A 17,331-nucleotide genomic window follows, 5' to 3' on the forward strand; every position below is an offset into this window, starting at 1 on the left:
AGATGCAGTATAGGTATGAAAGAGAGCAATCTGAGCCCGCCGGTACTTACCGAAATCCGGCGAAGTGAAGGACTGTAAAAACCAATAAGTTGAAGCGACAGATGCAGTATAGCATGAAAGAGGGGCAATCTGAGCCCGTCAGTACTTACTGAAAGCAAGCAAAGCGAAGCTTGAAGTTAGTACTGCTACGAAGGCGAGGTTAGCGGGAGCGTGCCCCGATTTCATGCTGTACTGCATCGGAGCGTCTCTCATCAATGAATACAGTCCTTCACTTCTACAAAGGCGAAGTTAGCGGGAACGTGCTCCGATTACATGCCTATACTGCATGGTCGCGCATCCTTATCATTTTCTCAGACCTTCACCTCATCCCCCTTCTTGACAGCGCCTGCCTATTGCACTAAGATTTTCCTATGTTGTTAGAAGAAAGAGGAAAGCAAATGGCAGAGAAAAAATCAAAGATTCCACACAATACAGAAAGGCCGGTTCTGATTACAGGCCACAAGAATCCGGATACGGATTCCATTTGTGCGGCGATTTCTTATTCCCGTTTGAAGAATAAGATTAACAATACAGACCGGTATATCCCTTGTAGAGCCGGAAATCCCAATGCGGAAACCAGCTTTGTTTTAGAGCATTTTAAGGTGGACGCTCCTCTTTTATTGGACAATGTAAAAACTCAGGTTTCCGATATTGCCTATCGGAAGACTCCGGGAGTTTCTAAAAATATGTCCTTAAAGCAGGCCTATCAGATGATGAGAGACGGTCATGTGGTTACCCTTCCGGCGGTAAACCAAAACGGCATTTTGGAAGGTCTCATTACCATGTCCGATATTGCCAAGTCCTATATGAATGTATATGATTCTGCCATCATTTCCACGGCAGAGACTCCTTTTAAAAATATCCTGGAAACCTTGGAAGCAACTCTGATTACCGGAGATGCCAACCGAAATTGTCAGGACGGAAAGGTGTTGATTGCGGCAGCCAATCCGGAAATGATGAACTACTATATTGAACCCCATGACATTGTCATCCTGGGAAATAGAGCAGAGAGCCAGCTTTCCGCCTTGGACAATGGTGCGGATTGTATCATCATTTGCGAAGGCGCCAATGCCTCCCCCACGATTAAAGCCCTGGCGGAGCAAAACGGCATGATTATCATGGTAACCTCCTATGATGCTTATACGGCGGCAAGACTGATTAACCAGTCCATCCCCATCAGCTTCTTTATGACGAAGGAAGGCATTTTAAGCTTCGAAGAAGAGGATACGGTAGATGAAATTAAGGATGTGATGGCGAAGAAGCGGCACAGAGATTTCCCGGTTATCAGTAAGGACGGTCGATATCTGGGTATGCTTTCCCGTAGAAATCTTTTAGGTGCCAGTGGAAAACAGGTCATTATGGTGGATCATAATGAGCTGGGACAGGCATTGGACGGTATGGAAAATGCGGAGATTCTGGAAATCATCGATCATCACAGACTGGGAACCATTCAGACCTTGGGACCGGTGTATTTTAGAAATCAACCTCTGGGTTGTACCAGCACAATTGTGTACCTGATGTATCAGGAAAATAAAGTGGAAATCGATCCACAAACCGCAGGCTTGATGATGTCCGCCATCATTTCCGATACCCTCCTTTTCCGTTCTCCTACCTGCACCAAGACCGATGAGATGGCAGGAAGAGCGTTGGCGGAGATTGCCGGAGTGGATATTGAAAAGTATGCCATGGAAATGTTTTCCGCCGCCTCCGATTTAAAGCAGAAGACGGATCGGGAGATTTTCTATCAGGACTTTAAGACCTTTACTGCAGGGGATATTCATTTTGGCGTCAGTCAGGTAAGCTCCTTAAATGAAGAAGAGCTTCTTTCCTTAAAGCCCAGACTCTTCCATTTTGCGAAGGAGGCTTTAGGAGAAGAAAATCTGGACATGGCCTTTGTGATGCTCACCAACATTTTAAAACAGGATACTCTGCTTCTGGCTGTTGGTCATAGAGCGGATACCCTGATTCAAAATGCCTTTTTGCTGGAGCCCAAGAAGGAAAGTTTTGAATTTTCCGGAGAAGAGATAGAGGGCTTTACCGCTGTGCTGGAAAATGTGGTTTCCAGAAAGAAACAGCTTATTCCGCCCCTTAGCCTTTATGGGGAGCAGATGTAAGAGAAAAGCCGGACTTTCAGAACGGAAAGTGGACGAGAGAAAAGCCGGACTTGCAGAACGGAAAATGGACGAGAGAAAAGCCGGACTTGCAGAATGGAAAGTAGGCGAGAGAAAAGCCGGACTTTATGGAAGAAGACCGGAGTAGAAAAAGTGGACTTAAAGTAGGAACATCAAAAAGCGGAAAGGATAGTCTTATGAATATTTGTTTAATCGGAATGCCCTCCAGCGGGAAAAGCGTCTTAGGGGTATTGCTGGCGAAAAAATTAGGCATGTCCTTTCTGGATATGGATTTGGTGATTCAGGAAAAGACCGGACAGTTGCTTCGGGAAATCATTGCGGAGCGGGGAAGGGAGGGCTTTCTCCTTTTGGAAGAGGAAGTGGGAGCAGCGCTCTCCATGAACAATACGGTTCTTGCTCCGGGCGGCTCTATTTGCTACGGAAAGAGAGCTATGGAGCATTTACGGGAGACTTCTTTGGTGATTTTCTTGGATGTGCCTTTTTCCGAGGTGGAAAAAAGAATCGGTGACCCGGTGAAAAGAGGGGTGGCGATTCCCGATGGCTTTACCCTGAAAGACCTATATAACGAAAGAAAGGCCCTCTACCTTCAATGTGCCCATGAAATTCTGAATGAAGAGGGCTTAAATCCGGAGGAATGTGTAGAAGCTTTGGTTCGTATTGCCAAGAAACACAAACAGTAGATTCCTCATAAAACAGGTTTTTGGGAGAAGCTCAGAAAGCTTCTTTGACAAAAGGTTCAGAAAGCTTCTTTGACCAAAAGCCTAAGAATATAAAAGAATTGGCGGAAACAGAGGTTCGTATGGAAAATATCGTACTTGCTTTGCTGGCCCATGTGGACAGAGGAAAGACCAGTCTTTCGGAGGCTCTTCTCTATGAAAGCGGGAGAATTTCGGAAAAGGGCAGGGTAGACCATGGAGATAGTGTTTTAGACAAGGACAGTCTGGAACGAAAAAAAGGAATTACGATTTATGCGAAAAGCGTTTATTTTACCAAGGAAAATAAGCGTTTTTTTCTTTTGGATACTCCCGGACATCAGGAGTTTTCCTCGGAGATGGAGCGTTGTCTTGCGGTTATGGACTACGGTATCCTGCTGATTGACGGAAATGACGGTATTCAAAAGCGAGAGTTGCAACTCTTTGAAAGAGCGCGAGAGAAGGGAATTCCTCTTTTTTTGGTGGTAAATAAAATGGACCTTTTCCAAGGGGATAGAGAAGCTTTGTTAAGAGAAATCCAAGAGGCCTTTTCCTGTGAGGGGATTATCAACTTTTCTCCCTATACTTTTTCCGACTTGGCAAGATTTTTACAGGAAGAGGATTTTGCCCGGATAGTAGCTTCCAAGGAGAATGCAGCTTTAGAACAAAAGGAAGCTCCGGAGAAGAAGGAGGCTATAGGACAGAAGGCAGTTCCTTCAGAGGATTGTCAGGTTTTTCTGGAAAATCTTGCCGTATTATCCGAAGAGGGAACCGCGAAGTATCTGGAAAATGGACGGCTTCCCCTTAGCTTTTTGCAGGAAAATATACAGGAGAGAAAGCTTTTTCCTCTTTTCTTCACCTCTGCATTAAAGCAGGAGGGAATCACCGAACTTTTTTCCTGGATTTTTGCTCTTTGTCAAATGCCGGCCTATAGCGAGGAATTGCGGGGAATTTTATATAAGATTAGCAAAAGTCCGGAAGGAAGAAGAATCGGAAGAGCGAAGCTTTTGGGGGGAAGCCTTTCCTTACGGCAGGAATGGCGTCCTTCCGAAAAGGCTTTGGAGTTACATTTGGAAGGGGTAGAAGAGGAGGCTGTAGAGAGCGTAGAGCCGGGAATGCTTTTTACCATGCCGATTTCGGAAAATGCGGGTCTTGGCTATTTCCCGGTGGATGAGCATAGTGAGAAAGAGAAGGAAGGTTATTTTCCTACCCTTTTATCTCTTGAAGGAGAGGAGATTCTTTTCTATCGAAAGGATTTGGAGGAGCTGCAAAAGGAATTTCCGGAGTGGGGGATTACCATTTCTTTGGCAGAAAAGCAGGTCACTGCCCAGCTGTCCGGAAATCTGCAAAAAGAACTTCTGACGGATTTGTTTGCCAAGAGGCTGGGGAAGAAACTGCATTTTTCCAAACCGAAGCTTCGTTATGGGGAAAGTCCCCGTAGAGAAGCCTATGGAAGGGGAGCTGTGCTGGAACCCGGTCACAGGATTTCTCTGCTTCTTCGCTTAATTCCCAAGGAAGTAGAATTCTTTGGGGAGCAGCAGGAGGCGGGAAAGGGCGAAAAGGATTGTGAGAATAGCAGAAATCCGGAAAAGAAAAGCATTTTTTCCATAGAGAAAAGAGGAGAGCTACCGGAGGAATGGGTTTCCCGCTTGGAAACTGAGTGGGCAGAGGAGCATTTTCCGGGACCGCTCCTTTCCGGCCCCTATGAGAACTATGCTTTGGAAATTTCCAACTTAAGCTTTTCTCGAGGCTCCGCTTATTATGTGGACTTTCAGGAGGCGGTGTATCAGGCCTTTCGCATGGCTCAAGCTACAGCAGGGGTTCGGCTGTTAATGCCGTATTTTTCCTATGAAATCTCAGCTTCTCAGGAGAAGCTTGGAAAGATTTTGCAGGAGATTGAAAGACAAAAGGGAAAGCAGGAGGAGCTGCTTTCCGAGGGAGAAAACTATCAGCTACTGGGAAAGATTCCCGGGATAAGCCTTTCGGAGCTGCAAAGTTTTGTGCAGGGAGAGGGAGAAAGTTTTTCTTTCTCATTTTCCTCTTATCGGGAAATGGAAGAGGAACAAGCCTTAGCAGTATTGGAGGAACGTTTCGGGATTCCGTCGGAGGAGCTTCCCCTCACTACTGCAGGAAAACTTTACTATGGGGAAGAGCTTGTTTCCGAGGCGACTTTAGGGCAGGATGGATGGGAGGAAAATACTTCCGGCGGAAAATCGGGAGATTCCTCTTCGAAGCTTAACGGTTCCGCTTCTTTACAGCTTAAGAACATAGGGGAGCACTCGGAGAAAAAGAAAAAGGGCGAAGAAGGTATTTCCTTAGAGGAGGAGCTGAATGCGATTTTTGAAAGAACCTTCGGCCCCTTAAAAAATCGGGGACAGGAAGCTATTCGTACCGAGCAAAAATTGTTTTTATCCAAGGAGAAGGAAGCTCGCTTGGAGGAAGCCAGAGCCCAGTATGCCAAGAAGGGTAAGAAAAATAAGCGGAAAAAATTTTTGGTGGACGGCTACAACTTTCTTTTTGCCAAGGAAGAATGGAAGGCACTGGCCCAAATGGATTTGATGGCGGGAAGAGAGCAGATTCTTCCCCTGCTTTCCGAATATGCGGCATACCATGACGTGGATTTATATTTGATTTTTGATGCCTATCGGGTGAAGAGCAATCCGGGAAAAACTTTGCAGCTGGATTCCCGAATGCAGGTAATCTTTACGAAGGAAGGAGAATCGGCAGACTTTGCCCTAAGTAGAATGGCCAATGATTTTTCTCAATCTGGCTACCCGGTAGTGGTAGTCAGCTCTGACCAGGCCGTGCAGATTCAAGGCTTTTCCGGAAAAGGCGCCATTGTGTATTCTTCCAAAGAATTTGCTTTCCAAGTAGAGGAGATGAAGAAGCGTATTTCCGACTCTCTATAATGGAGAAGCCTATTTCTGATTCTATGTAAATTAATAAGTAGATGGGGGAGATAGAATTTGATTTTGTGAGATAAATTTATGCAGTATAGGTCTGAAATAAGGGGCAGTCTGAGCCCACGGGTTCTTAGCTTTTGTCTTGTAAAAGCTTAGAACCCTTGTAGGGCGAGGCTAGCGGGAGCGTGCCCCAATTTCAGACCTATACTGCATAAATAGTTTTAAGTAACTCGATTCTATCTCCCTCATCTACTTATTTTTTATACACTCATTGACGAAATACTATTCAGATTTAAGAATTTGAATAGTATAGAGAAATGAGGGTAAAGGATGAAATGGGATAGGAACTGTTCTTTTCAGAAGGATAGGACAGAAATAGAAAAAATAGAAAAGAGCAGCTTGGAAAGAGAGGATTGGGGATCCTGCAGCGATTCAGCCCCCTTTTTTCGCCGAGCGTTTTGGGCCTTGCTCCTGATTTTTTCCTTTTTCTTTTTGACGGCATGTTCCGGTACAGGACATCCCGCCATTATGAAAAGCAAGAGTAATAAGATTGTATTAACTTACGGCTTATTGGCGAACAATGATGATTACACTTTGCAGATGACCAAGCGTTTTGCCAAAGAAGTGAAGGAAAAAAGCCGTGGGAGGATAGAGATTAAGATTCTTAGCCCCAAGGACAAGGATAACGACCTGGCTTTGTTGGAACGGTTTCGTTCCGGTAATCTGGACATGGTAAGACTGCCCCTACCTTCCGCAAAGAAGCTTTCTGCAAAGCTCTCTCTCATGGAGCTTCCCTATCTTTTTGACAGCGAAGAGGAAATGTGGAATGTTTTAGATGGAGACAAGGGTGCTATTTTTCAAGAGGATTTTCAAAGCAAGGGAATGGAGCTTTTGGTGTGGCATTGTCTTGGCTTTCGGGATTTTTATACCGTGGAAAAGCCACTGACCTCTGTAGCGGATTTTGACGGATTGATTTTAGGAGTGGAGGAGGAGTCTCGCATGGGAAGAGCTTTGCAGCTTCTTTTCGGAAAAACCAGAGAGCTTCCGCAAGATAAAATCTATAAGGCGTTGCAAAGCGGAATTGTGGAGGGCAGTGAAAATACCATAGAGGAATTTGCCCGGCAGGAACACAATCTTTCCGCCAAGTATTTTTTAGAGGATGATCACAGCCCCGTTTTAGATTTACAAATTCTTTCTTCCAGAGCAAGAGAGAATCTGTCGGAAGAAGATCTGGCTTTGCTTAGGGATGTGTCTTTTTCCATGGCTTTACAGGAAAGAGCTTACGTGAAAAAAATGCGGGTGGAGCTAAGAAATAAATTAAGTAAAAGAGGAGTACTCTTCTCTCATTTTTCCAAAGAAGAGAAAGCCAAGATTGAAGAGCTTTTAGCACCCCTTTATCAGGAATCCACAGAATCGGATTTTTTGCGAAAGCTGGGAAAAATAGATTAAATAAAGAATGATAAGTGTTTAATATAAGAGGATTGACAAGTTTCCTCTCCTCTGTCATAATACTGCCTTGAAAGATAGATGCAACTAACTAAAAGCTTTTTATTATCTATCTAAAGGGCTGCGATGTTAGCGTGAGCATCAGCCTATTCTCGATAGGAGGGTGCTTTTTGCGTGTTAAACAACTCTCCCTTGGATAAGGGCTAAGATACCTTACGGTACTGTTGTTCTCCTGTGAGGAATACTACAAAGCGAAGCAGTAATGCGTAGAAGAAAGGGGTATTATGAGAAAACATTGGATTCTTGGCGCTTCCGCCATCATTTTAGCATCCTCCGTAATGGCTTGCGGAAAGAAGCAGGATACTGCCACCACAGCTGCAGGATCGGAGAAGGCTGCGGAAAGCACTGCAGCTCAGGCAGAGAAGTCTGATTATGTCTTTGTAAAGATGACCGTTCCCTATGCGGACTTTTATTACGGAGAATTAAAGGATATTGCTCCTGAAGAGGGGAAGGATTTGAAGGCACAGCTGGATGTGGAGGATAAGGTAACAAAGGACGGTTTCCGGGAGACAGGAATGTATGACAGTGCCAGCTCTCCTACTAAGGAAAAGGTGGAGAAGTTCGTGATGGCGGACGGTGCCGTAGAGGGAGAGGGCTCTGTCTATAAGGGAATTAAGCACGTGAACGTTGCGATTCCGAAGTCCCTCTATGAGGATGCCAAGAAGGCATTGGAGGAGAAGAAGGAAAGCAAGAATGCTCTTCTTACTTTGATGGGGGCTATTGAAAGTGAAGTCAGCACTGAGCCTAAGGAGTATAAGGTATTAAACTCCGACGGAACTCTTTCCAAGACGCAGGGAACTACAAATGAAGCGAAGGACACCGAAGCGGATATTACCACCACTTCCTCCTACGGAAATTATGAAATCGAAGTCAGCGGTTTGGATATTGACTCTGAAATCGTACAGGCTGCGATTCTGGAAACCAAAGACGGCGCAAAGTACGGCTTAAAGCATGAGGACAATATCTGGGTAAAGCCGGAGGAGCTGGCATTTTCCGCTGTGGCTTTCGAGGACACCAACCATAAGGCTCAGAAAGAGTTTAAGCGTTTTGAAGATATTCAGGACAAGGACATTGTAAAGATTACCTACTTCTTAATGGACGAGGATGATGTGGAGGTTCCCGTAAACCTTCATGTGAAGAAGATTGCTCCTGCTGAGTACAAGGTTAGCGGAGATGAGAAGGTAAGCTACAGTCCGGAAGGCACCAAAGTGAATTATCAGCTTTCCACCGGAGAAGACAGCTACGCTCTTGGCAAGGTTATCAGTAGGAAGAGTGAGGTAAAGGGAGAGGTTAATACAGACACCGCCGGTGTTTTGGTACTGCCTAAGGAAATGACTCCCGGAAAGTACCAGCTGGTATTCTCTAACGACAAGCTTACCGATGTATCCTTTAAGGTACTGGTAGAATCCGGCTTAAAGGCAGAGGACTTCCATTTTGAAAATAACAAGTTAAGCCTTGCGGAAAACGCAGATCAGCTGACTATCGCAAACTACATTGCTTCTACGAGCTCCGCAACCATCGGAGAGCAGGAGTTTAAGGGCGGTTCCGGAAGAAGATTCGGAAAGAACATTTTCAATGAAGACGGTAGCGTAAATACTGAGGCGAGCTACAAGAAGGACGGTCAGGAAGTAAAGTACTTTGACGGCCCCGGAACCTATCCTGTAACCATCAAGGCTGACGGATATCCTGAAGTGAAATTCGAGGTAGTCGTACAATGATTGTGATTCTTGCTTTAATATGCAGTTTAGCATTTTTCCATTTCTTTGGAAAAGCATTAAAGAAGAAGCCGGCAGTATTGTATGGGATTTGTATCCTCCTTTCCTTGGTAAGTATTTTTTATCCAAGGGAGGGAGGACTTCCCTTTTTGGACTTCTTTTTTAAGAAAATCATGCAAAGGGGTGTACTGGCAGGCTCTCTCTTTATCTGGGTGATGCTGGCACCGGTGCTTCCCAAGAGCTTTTCCGGAAGAAAGACCATCTATCTTCTTCGAGGGGAAATGGCTATTTGCGCCTCTTTGATTACTTTGGCCCATAATCTGGCCTTTGGCGGAAAATACTTTGGTGCCTTATTCCTTGGACAGGGGCATATCAGCCTGATGGAACTTCATGCAGCCATTGTGTCCTGTCTGATGATTCTCTTATTAATTCCCCTGACCGTCACTTCCTTTCAGGCTGTTCGGCGGAAAATGCAGGGAAAGACCTGGAAAAAATTACAAAACTGGTCCTATCTTTTTTACCTGCTTTTGTATTTACACATTTTCTTTATTTATCAAGGGGCGCTGATTCGGGGAAAGGGAGACTATTTCTTTACCCTGATGATTTACAGCTTCATTTTTGGATTCTACGGATTCTTACGGATTAGGCAGTATAGAATACAAAAGGAAGGCAAGGAGAAAAAGACATTTCCTTTGCTTCGTATTGGGGGGATTTTGCCCATTGTTTGTATTTTTCTAAGCGGCTTTTACAGTGCCGGGAAATATCGCGCCGCACTGGAGGCAAATGTAGATAAAATCAGAGCACAGGAAAGCGTAGCGGAAAGTAAGGAAAGTGCGGACAATGCAGCGGAAAATAAAGGAAGTGTGGAAAGCATCGGAAACGGGGAGGAGAAAAGTGATTCTTCTGAAAAGGCATTAGAAGCTAGCGGAGATAAAGCCTCTACGAATTCTTCGGATGCTTCCTCCGATTCCCAAGCTGCTGATGAGGATAGCATATCCGGAGCTTATAAAGACGGAGAATGCTTTGGAAAGGCTTCCGCCTACAATGGCAATGTGGAAGTGAAGGTCACCATTTCCGGGGGAAAGATTACTGCCATCGACATTGTGAAAACCAAGGACGATGAAGAATATTTCTTTGACGCACAGAAGAAGGTGATTCCGGAAATTCTGGAAAAGCAGAGTACTGACGTGGATGCGGTGGCAGGAGCCACCACCAGTAGCGAGGGCATTTGCCATGCGGTGGAGAAGGCCTTGGAGGAAGCAAAGAAGTAGTCAAAAAGTCTTCTTGTAAATCTTGTAAAAACAGCATTTTCTTATATAATGAGTTCTGTATTCATTCTTAAAAATAGAAGAATACAGAACTTTTTTATTCTTAACAAGTGGCGCAGGCGAAGCCTGAGACGTCTTGTTCATAACGAGATATCCCTCGCAGAGCGTGCGATATCTCGTTGAATGTCTTTTGCGGAGCATGTGTTTTCTAATATTTTCCAAAGGGAAGCTTAGGAGAGTGCTACGCCGCTGTAGAGGATGCCTTTTTGGGGGAACATATATGAAAAAAGCTATGCTTTGTATCAGTATCTTGACTATAATTTTCAGTCTTTCTGCCTGCGATGATATTAAGATGGTACAAAATTCTTTTCAGAAAGAGAAGACAAGAAACACAGAGCAGTTGGGAGACCAACCTATGGATGTATTTAAAAAGGGAGATCTTAAAATGGAATATGGAGAGTACAATACCTATATGTACTTCAGTAATTTTCTGGCTGCTCGTTATCACTACATTTCAGTATTTTATTTTCAGGGAGTTCGTAATGAACCGGAGTTTCATTTGGTGGAGGGGGAGGAGTATCTTAAGGAAGGCTTTACCCCGGAAGAGTTTGACTTTATCCGACATGTTATGAAAATAGCGAATGGAGGGACGCATTTCCCTGAGGTGGATAAGCCGGTGAAAACCCTGGCTCCTTTAATCTTAAAGACTATGGAAATTTATAACGAGGCAGCAGCTTATGGACAGGCGGAGACCTATAAAAAGGATCACTATGAAGGGGCAAAGGAAATTCACAGCCGTCTTTTCCCTTTGATAGAGAGTTCTAAAGCTCCATTGTCGGAATATAAGCGGGCTATTGATGAGCTTTCTTCAAAAAAAATGGAAGAGGAAATCCAGACAATGAAAGAACGGGGCTACATTATCCGTTATAACATGTTAAAGCTATTCTCTCTACGAGATCAAATTATGCATGAAATAAAAAATCAGAATCTTGTCCAGGAAGAGATGATGAAGCTGGATTTATCTAAAATTCGTCCTGCCTATGAGGAATTTCTGGCTACCCTATCGGATTTCGAAAAAATGATAGGAAACCGGAAAGCAATTGATGCGGAATTGTTTACTGACCCCAGCATTTTTGAAGATTTGTCGGAATTTGTCAATGATTCCAAAGAGTTTGCAAAACAGATTCAGGAAATGATTCGTAGGATAGATGAAAATGAGCCATTTACAGAGAAGGAATATGGGCAGACAAATGTAGATGGCAGCTTTTTAAAGATAGATTTGGCATATATAAAAATGGTTCAAAGCTACAGCAAAATCATAAGCTAAATAAAGCTTTTGTTTTTTGTGAAATCTTTTCTATTTCTTGTAAAAAATTTAAATTTTTGTATAATTAGTTCTGTATCTTCTCTTAAAATAAAGGAAGATACAGAACTTTTTTTGATGAGGAGAAAATGTATGAAAAAAATCGTTTTAGGACTTGGCGCAATTGCCTTAGCCCTCAGTCTTTCCGCCTGTGAAGACTTAAAGATGGCGCAGAACGCTATTAAGCAGGAAAAAAGCGGAGAGAGCGGCGGGGACAGCAGTGAATCCGGGGATAACCCCTTGGATGCTTTGAAAAAGAACCTTTCCGCGGATTCCGGGGAAAGCGACGATGAGCTGACACAATACAACAATTACGTGGATTTCAGCAATTTCCTAACCGGTAATTTTGAAGATAATATCGGCAGATATTTTGAGGGAGTAGAGCCGGAGACAGAGTTCAAGGTAATAGAAGGCGGACATTATACTACGGTCAGCTTTAGCGATTATGACATGGAGCAAGTACAGAGCTATCTGGATCAGGCCAATGCCGGAACCAATTTCCCCGACTTGGATGAGCAGGTAAAAACTTTGGCTCCTATTGTCTTGGAAACCATGAAGGTTTATAACGAGGCGGCCAGCTATGGAGATTTGCAGGCCTATAAGGATGATCAGTATGCCAAGGCCCAGGAAATTCATAGCAGACTTTTCCCCTTGGTACAAAGCTATATCGATCCGGCAGATACTTATACTGCAGCCATTCACAGCCTTTCTGTGGAAAGACAGCAAGAAGAAATGCAGAGAATGAAGGACAACGGCTTAACGATTCGCTATGATATGCTGAGAATCATGGATCTGAAAAATCAAATTATTGATGCCTTTTCTGAGCAGCCCAATGTAGCGGAAGCCAATATTGCCGACCTTGATTTGACAAAGATACGTCCTGCGTATGACGAGCTGGCTACCCTGCTTTTGGAATTTGTGCCTCTTTCCAAGGATAAAGATGCTGCGGAGAAGGAAGGCTTTGATAACAACTATTATGTTACTACCTTTGCAGATGCTGCCGGAGATTTTAAGAAGCAGCTTCAGGAGATGATTGACCGGAAAGAAAGCGGAAAAGGATTTTCCGAGAATGAATTGCAAATTTTATGGGCTACCGATGGAAGCTTCCAGAAAATCAGTGAGGCCGCTTCCCAGATGACGGAAACCTATAACAGAGCAGTCGGTTAAAGATTCCTAAAGATATCAGTTCAATAAATTTATAAAAACGTCGCTTAAATAAATTTATAAAAAGACCTTGACGAGAAAAGTCAAGTTGTGTTAAATATTAGAACTATAAAACCGTTGAGGTGGAGATAACGTTAAGTATGAGCTCACAGAGAGTCCGGGAAGGTGAGAGCCGGGCAGAACACAGCTTAGCAAATGGACCACTGAGGGCATGGTCAAAGGAGCAATCCGAGTATTCCATGACGCGTAGGAATGCGTTAGTTTCCGGAGGTATGTTAGTACCTTGCTAAGAGCACGAGTGAATCGTGAACTAGGGTGGCACCGCGAACTTTAATTTTCGTCCCTAGCAGAATTTTTATTCTGCTGGGGTTTTTTTATTTTCAAAAATGGATTTTGGAAATGCTAAAGACAGAGTTTAAGTGAAAGCCAAAAGTATGTCAAAGCGTTTATTTCTAAAATGAAGAAGCCAATCCCATGCAGAGCGTAGAGAAAGGAAGAAAATGATGATTAGACCAAGTCTTGTGGAAATGGAAGCCTACCGGAAGGATGAAAGCCTTCGCCTGCTTCCCGTCATGAAGGAGATTTTTTCAGATTTCATTACTCCCATTACCGCATTGTCCATTTTGAAAAATATTTCGCAAAATGTCTTTTTACTGGAGTCCATGGAGGATAGAGAAAAATGGGGGAGATATACCTTTCTGGGCTATGATCCGAAGCAAAGCATTTCCTGTAAAAACGGAATCGTAGAAAGCTCCGGCTTAAAGCTTCCCACCAAGGATCCCAAGGCTCTAATCCGGCAAATCCTTCAAGAGCACAAGGCTCCCAAGGTACCCGGGGCTCCTTCCTTTACCGGAGGACTGGTTGGATACTTCGCTTATGACTTTATCCAGTATGAGGAGAACAGCCTTCATTTTTCCGGAAAGGATGAGGAGGACTTCCAGGATTTGGACCTGATGCTCTTTGACAAGATAATCTGTTTTGACCACTTCCTGCAAAAGATTTTCCTGATTGTGAATATGTCCCTTTCCGAGGGCGAGGCGGGCTATAAGAGAGCGGTTTTGGAATTGGAAAATATGCACAGACTCTTAAAAAGCGGGGAGCAGAAGAAGGAAGAGCCCGGCAGATGCCTAAGCGACTTCCGCCTCCTCCACAGCAAGGAAGAATATATGCAAATGGTGAAGAAGGCAAAGAGACATTTGAAGGATGGAGACATTTTCCAAATCGTCCTCTCCAACAGGCTGGAAGCGGACTATGAGGGAAGTCTTTTGGAAAGCTATAGGCACCTTCGTTGCTTAAATCCCTCCCCCTACCTTTTCTACTTTTCCAGTAAGGACTTGGAGCTGGCAGGAGCAAGCCCGGAAACTCTGGTGAAGCTTGAGGAGGGCGTTTTACAGACCTTCCCTCTGGCAGGAACCAGAAAGAGGGGAGTAACAGAGGAAGAGGATAAGCGAATCGCCATGGAGCTTTTGCAGGATGAAAAGGAAGTTTCCGAGCACGATATGCTGGTAGATTTAGGCAGAAACGATATCGGGAAAATCGCCAAGGTAGGCACCGTGAAGGTGGAAAAGTACCACGAGATTCAGCGCTATTCCCATGTGATGCATATCGGCTCCACGGTAATGGGAGAGCTTAAGGAAGGTTATGACGCGCTGGACTGCGTTTCCGCTGTGCTTCCTGCCGGAACCCTAAGCGGAGCACCGAAGATTCGGGCCATGCAGCTGATTGACGATATAGAGCAAAACCGCCGGGGTATTTATGGTGGGGGAATCGGATACATTGATTTCAACGGAAATCTGGACCTCTGTATTGCGATCCGCTTTGCCTATAAGAAAAACGGAAAGGTGGGGATTCGCTCCGGAGCCGGCATCGTGGTGGACTCCTCCGAGGAAAAGGAATTTGAGGAGTGTAAGAATAAGGCCCAGGCCATGGTGGAAGCCATTCGAAGAGGGGAGGAGGCAGAATGATTCTTTTAATTGATAACTATGACAGCTTTACCTTTAACCTGTATCAGATGCTGTCCCAATACGAGAGGGTGGAAGTGATTCGAAACGACGGGAAAACGGTGGAAGAAATCGAGGCCATGAAGCCGGCAGGAATCGTTCTTTCTCCCGGACCGGGCAGACCGGAAAATTCCGGCATTTGCCCCCAAGTCATTCGTTCTCTTCGAGGAAAAATCCCTATTCTTGGGGTTTGTCTTGGAGAACAGGCCATCTGTCAGGTCTATGGAGGCACAGTAAGCCACGCCATAAAACCCATGCACGGCAGACAGTCCGAGGTGGACATTGTGGAAGACTCGGAGCTTTTTAAAGGTCTTGGCCGGAAAATGAAGGTGGCTCGCTACCATAGCCTGATTGCCGAGGAGGAAAGTCTGGAGGGCACAGAGCTTCGGATTACCGGAAAAACCAAGCAAGAGGAAGTGATGGCGGTGGAAGACAGGGAGCGGAAGGTTTACGGCGTACAGTTCCATCCGGAAAGTATCATGACTAAGGACGGAGCGAAGATTTTGGAAAACTTTGCAAGGATTTGTAAGGGAGCATAAGGGTAGAAGCAAATGAGCATTTTAGAAGAAATTGCAAGGGAAAGAAGAAAGGCTGTGGAAGAAGAGAAAAAGCTGCTTTCTCTTTTGGAACTGGAAAGGCTTTTGGAGGAGCGGGAGAGCAAAGGCAAAAGCTTTTACCAGGCCTTAGCCAAGGAGGGCTTATCCATTATCGGAGAGGTGAAGAAGGCTTCTCCCTCCAAGGGCATTATCGCAGAAAACTTTCCCTATTTGCAGATTGCAAAGGACTATGAAGCTGCCGGCATAGACGCCATTTCCTGCTTGACGGAGCCTAAGTATTTTCTGGGGAAGGATCAATATTTACAAGAAATCGCACAAGCTGTTTCGGTACCGGTGCTTCGGAAGGATTTTCTGATTGACCCCTACCAAATCTATCAGGCCAAGCTTTTAGGAGCGAAAGCGATTCTCCTGATTGTTTCTCTTCTCGGAGAAAGGGAACTGAAGGAATTTCTAAGCATAGCCGGAAAGCTGGGACTGGATACCTTGGTGGAATGCCATGATGAGGAAGAAATCCGCTGTGCCCTCTCTGTGGGAGCGGAGATTATCGGAGTCAACAACAGAAACCTGAAGACCTTTTCCGTAAACATGGAAAACAGCCTATCTTTAAGAAATTTGGTGCCAAAGGGACAGCTTTTCGTGGCGGAAAGCGGAATGTCCAAGCCGGAAGAACTAAGGCTTTTAGAGGAAGCCGGGGTAGATGGGGTTCTGATTGGAGAAAGCCTGATGCGGGCAGAGAGCAAGAAGGAAAAACTTCAGGAATTACGGAGCCTATTGAAATAAGAAATAATCTACAAAAAAGGAATTATGCGTAAAAAAGTAGAAAAGCCGGATTTGTTTAAAAGATAGTTTTTGCCAAAAAGAGGATTTAAAAGGAACAGAAGTAAGGGAAAGAAAGGAGCGGGTATGCTGCAAGAATGTATCAAAAAACTGGTGTTGGGAGAGGATTTAAGCTTTCAGGAAAGCTACGAAAGCATGAATGAAATTCTGGACGGGAAAAGCTCTCCGGTGCAAAATACCGCCTTTCTTACGGCTCTGGCCTGCAGAAAGCAAGAGGAAGAAAATATCACGGAAATTACCGCATTTGCCAAGGCGATGCGGGAGCATGCCACAGAGGTAAAGCATGAGGGCATGGAGGTTTTGGAAATCGTAGGAACCGGTGGAGACCACAGCAACAGCTACAACATTTCCACCACCTCCGCCTTGGTAGTAGCTTCTTTAGGGGTAAAGGTGGCAAAGCATGGAAACCGGGCAGCCTCCTCCAAGTCCGGCACCGCGGATTGTCAGGAAGCCTTAGGCATTAACATTGTGCAGGACAAGGAAAAGGCGGAGGAAATGCTGAGAAATACCGGCCTTTGCTTCCTCTTTGCCCAGCACTACCATACCGCCATGAAGTATGTGGGAGCCATTCGAAAGGAACTGGGCTTTCGGACCATTTTCAATATCCTTGGGCCGCTAACCAATCCTGCAAGGCCGGATGCCATGCTTCTTGGGGTATATCAGGAAAGACTTTTAGAGCCTATGGCGGCGGTGCTGCATCACTTAGGACTTAAGCGGGCTTTGGTGGTATACGGAGAGGACGGTATGGATGAGATTTCCGTTTCCGACAAGACTTTAGTTTGCGAATTAAGGGATGGACAAAGCCGAATCTTTGAGATTGCTCCGGAGGACTTCCATTTGGAAAGAGGGAAAAAAGAGGAGCTTGTGGGGGGAGATGCGGCGGAAAATGCGGCAATTACCAAGGGACTTTTGGCCAATGAGATTCAGGGCAGCAAGAAAACGGCTCTTTTGTTAAATGCGGGAGCAGCCCTCTTTATCGCCGGAAAGGCGGAAAGCATTGAGGAAGGTATTCGCCTGGCAGAGGAAGCCATCAGCAGCGGAAAGGCATTGGCCTTCTTGGAAGAGTACAGAAAAGCTTCCCAAAATTAAGCCGGGACAAGTGCTATAGCCTGTGAGGTGCATCATAAAGCATCGAGGGCTGAAAGGAGTTGGCGT

At 45.0% G+C, this 17,331-nt stretch carries 12 protein-coding genes and 1 other annotated feature; all 12 genes read left to right on the forward strand.

Annotation, left to right across the window (positions count from 1 at the left end):
* Window positions 1-437 precede the first annotated feature (437 nt).
* The gene (locus HNQ46_RS02650; protein WP_183682648.1) at window positions 438-2,153 is read left to right on the forward strand and encodes a putative manganese-dependent inorganic diphosphatase; all 1,716 of its coding nucleotides are present in this window, start codon (window positions 438-440) and stop codon (window positions 2,151-2,153) included.
* A gap of 194 nt (window positions 2,154-2,347) precedes the next feature.
* The gene (locus tag HNQ46_RS02655; protein ID WP_183682651.1) at window positions 2,348-2,851 is read left to right on the forward strand and encodes a shikimate kinase; all 504 of its coding nucleotides are present in this window, start codon (window positions 2,348-2,350) and stop codon (window positions 2,849-2,851) included.
* Window positions 2,852-2,895: 44 nt separating this feature from the next.
* Window positions 2,896-5,772, forward strand: coding sequence for an NYN domain-containing protein (locus HNQ46_RS02660; RefSeq protein WP_183682653.1), 2,877 nt, complete (start codon window positions 2,896-2,898; stop codon window positions 5,770-5,772).
* A gap of 324 nt (window positions 5,773-6,096) precedes the next feature.
* A complete protein-coding gene (dctP, locus tag HNQ46_RS02665) occupies window positions 6,097-7,215 on the forward strand; it encodes a TRAP transporter substrate-binding protein DctP (protein WP_183682656.1) in 1,119 nt (372 codons plus the stop codon).
* Window positions 7,216-7,496: 281 nt separating this feature from the next.
* On the forward strand, window positions 7,497-8,990 hold the full coding sequence (locus tag HNQ46_RS02670; RefSeq protein WP_183682659.1) for a hypothetical protein: 1,494 nt from the start codon (window positions 7,497-7,499) through the stop codon (window positions 8,988-8,990).
* Window positions 8,987-10,258 carry an FMN-binding protein gene (locus tag HNQ46_RS02675; protein WP_183682662.1) on the forward strand — a complete coding sequence of 424 codons (1,272 nt, stop codon included), beginning with the start codon at window positions 8,987-8,989 and terminating at the stop codon, window positions 10,256-10,258. Before HNQ46_RS02670 ends, HNQ46_RS02675 begins: the two co-directional genes overlap by 4 nt.
* A 277-nt stretch (window positions 10,259-10,535) precedes the next feature.
* Window positions 10,536-11,582 (forward strand): DUF3829 domain-containing protein, encoded by a 1,047-nt coding sequence (locus tag HNQ46_RS02680; RefSeq protein WP_183682666.1) that lies wholly within the window; start codon window positions 10,536-10,538, stop codon window positions 11,580-11,582.
* A 129-nt stretch (window positions 11,583-11,711) separates the two neighbouring features.
* Window positions 11,712-12,785 (forward strand): DUF3829 domain-containing protein, encoded by a 1,074-nt coding sequence (locus HNQ46_RS02685; protein ID WP_183682668.1) that lies wholly within the window; start codon window positions 11,712-11,714, stop codon window positions 12,783-12,785.
* A 105-nt stretch (window positions 12,786-12,890) separates the two neighbouring features.
* Window positions 12,891-13,130: a binding site (T-box leader), on the forward strand.
* A 152-nt stretch (window positions 13,131-13,282) separates the two neighbouring features.
* Entirely contained in the window at window positions 13,283-14,746 is a 1,464-nt protein-coding gene (locus tag HNQ46_RS02690) for an anthranilate synthase component I family protein (RefSeq protein WP_183682671.1), read from the forward strand.
* Window positions 14,743-15,321 carry an anthranilate synthase component II gene (locus tag HNQ46_RS02695; protein ID WP_007156979.1) on the forward strand — a complete coding sequence of 193 codons (579 nt, stop codon included), beginning with the start codon at window positions 14,743-14,745 and terminating at the stop codon, window positions 15,319-15,321. Before HNQ46_RS02690 ends, HNQ46_RS02695 begins: the two co-directional genes overlap by 4 nt.
* Before the next feature lie 12 nt (window positions 15,322-15,333).
* Window positions 15,334-16,119: an indole-3-glycerol phosphate synthase TrpC gene (gene trpC / locus HNQ46_RS02700; RefSeq protein ID WP_183682675.1), complete on the forward strand. Its 786-nt coding sequence runs from the start codon at window positions 15,334-15,336 to the stop codon at window positions 16,117-16,119.
* A gap of 123 nt (window positions 16,120-16,242) precedes the next feature.
* Complete coding sequence (trpD, locus tag HNQ46_RS02705) at window positions 16,243-17,265, forward strand: anthranilate phosphoribosyltransferase (RefSeq protein ID WP_183682678.1); 1,023 nt, start codon at window positions 16,243-16,245, stop codon at window positions 17,263-17,265.
* The last annotated feature ends 66 nt before the right edge of the window (window positions 17,266-17,331 follow it).

The sequence above is a fragment of the Oribacterium sinus genome (assembly GCF_014202695.1).
GTDB classification, from domain to species: Bacteria; Bacillota; Clostridia; order Lachnospirales; family Lachnospiraceae; genus Oribacterium; species Oribacterium sinus.

What these genes read in the sequence shown, in the direction of transcription:
- HNQ46_RS02650 (WP_183682648.1), top strand. Translation starts at nt 438, where the DNA reads ATGGCAGAGAAAAAATCAAAGATTCCACACAATACAGAAAGGCCGGTT.
- HNQ46_RS02655 (WP_183682651.1), top strand. Translation starts at nt 2,348, where the DNA reads ATGAATATTTGTTTAATCGGAATGCCCTCCAGCGGGAAAAGCGTCTTA.
- dctP (WP_183682656.1), top strand. Translation starts at nt 6,097, where the DNA reads ATGAAATGGGATAGGAACTGTTCTTTTCAGAAGGATAGGACAGAAATA.
- HNQ46_RS02670 (WP_183682659.1), top strand. Translation starts at nt 7,497, where the DNA reads ATGAGAAAACATTGGATTCTTGGCGCTTCCGCCATCATTTTAGCATCC.
- HNQ46_RS02675 (WP_183682662.1), top strand. Translation starts at nt 8,987, where the DNA reads ATGATTGTGATTCTTGCTTTAATATGCAGTTTAGCATTTTTCCATTTC.
- HNQ46_RS02680 (WP_183682666.1), top strand. Translation starts at nt 10,536, where the DNA reads ATGAAAAAAGCTATGCTTTGTATCAGTATCTTGACTATAATTTTCAGT.
- HNQ46_RS02685 (WP_183682668.1), top strand. Translation starts at nt 11,712, where the DNA reads ATGAAAAAAATCGTTTTAGGACTTGGCGCAATTGCCTTAGCCCTCAGT.
- HNQ46_RS02690 (WP_183682671.1), top strand. Translation starts at nt 13,283, where the DNA reads ATGATGATTAGACCAAGTCTTGTGGAAATGGAAGCCTACCGGAAGGAT.
- HNQ46_RS02695 (WP_007156979.1), top strand. Translation starts at nt 14,743, where the DNA reads ATGATTCTTTTAATTGATAACTATGACAGCTTTACCTTTAACCTGTAT.
- trpC (WP_183682675.1), top strand. Translation starts at nt 15,334, where the DNA reads ATGAGCATTTTAGAAGAAATTGCAAGGGAAAGAAGAAAGGCTGTGGAA.
- trpD (WP_183682678.1), top strand. Translation starts at nt 16,243, where the DNA reads ATGCTGCAAGAATGTATCAAAAAACTGGTGTTGGGAGAGGATTTAAGC.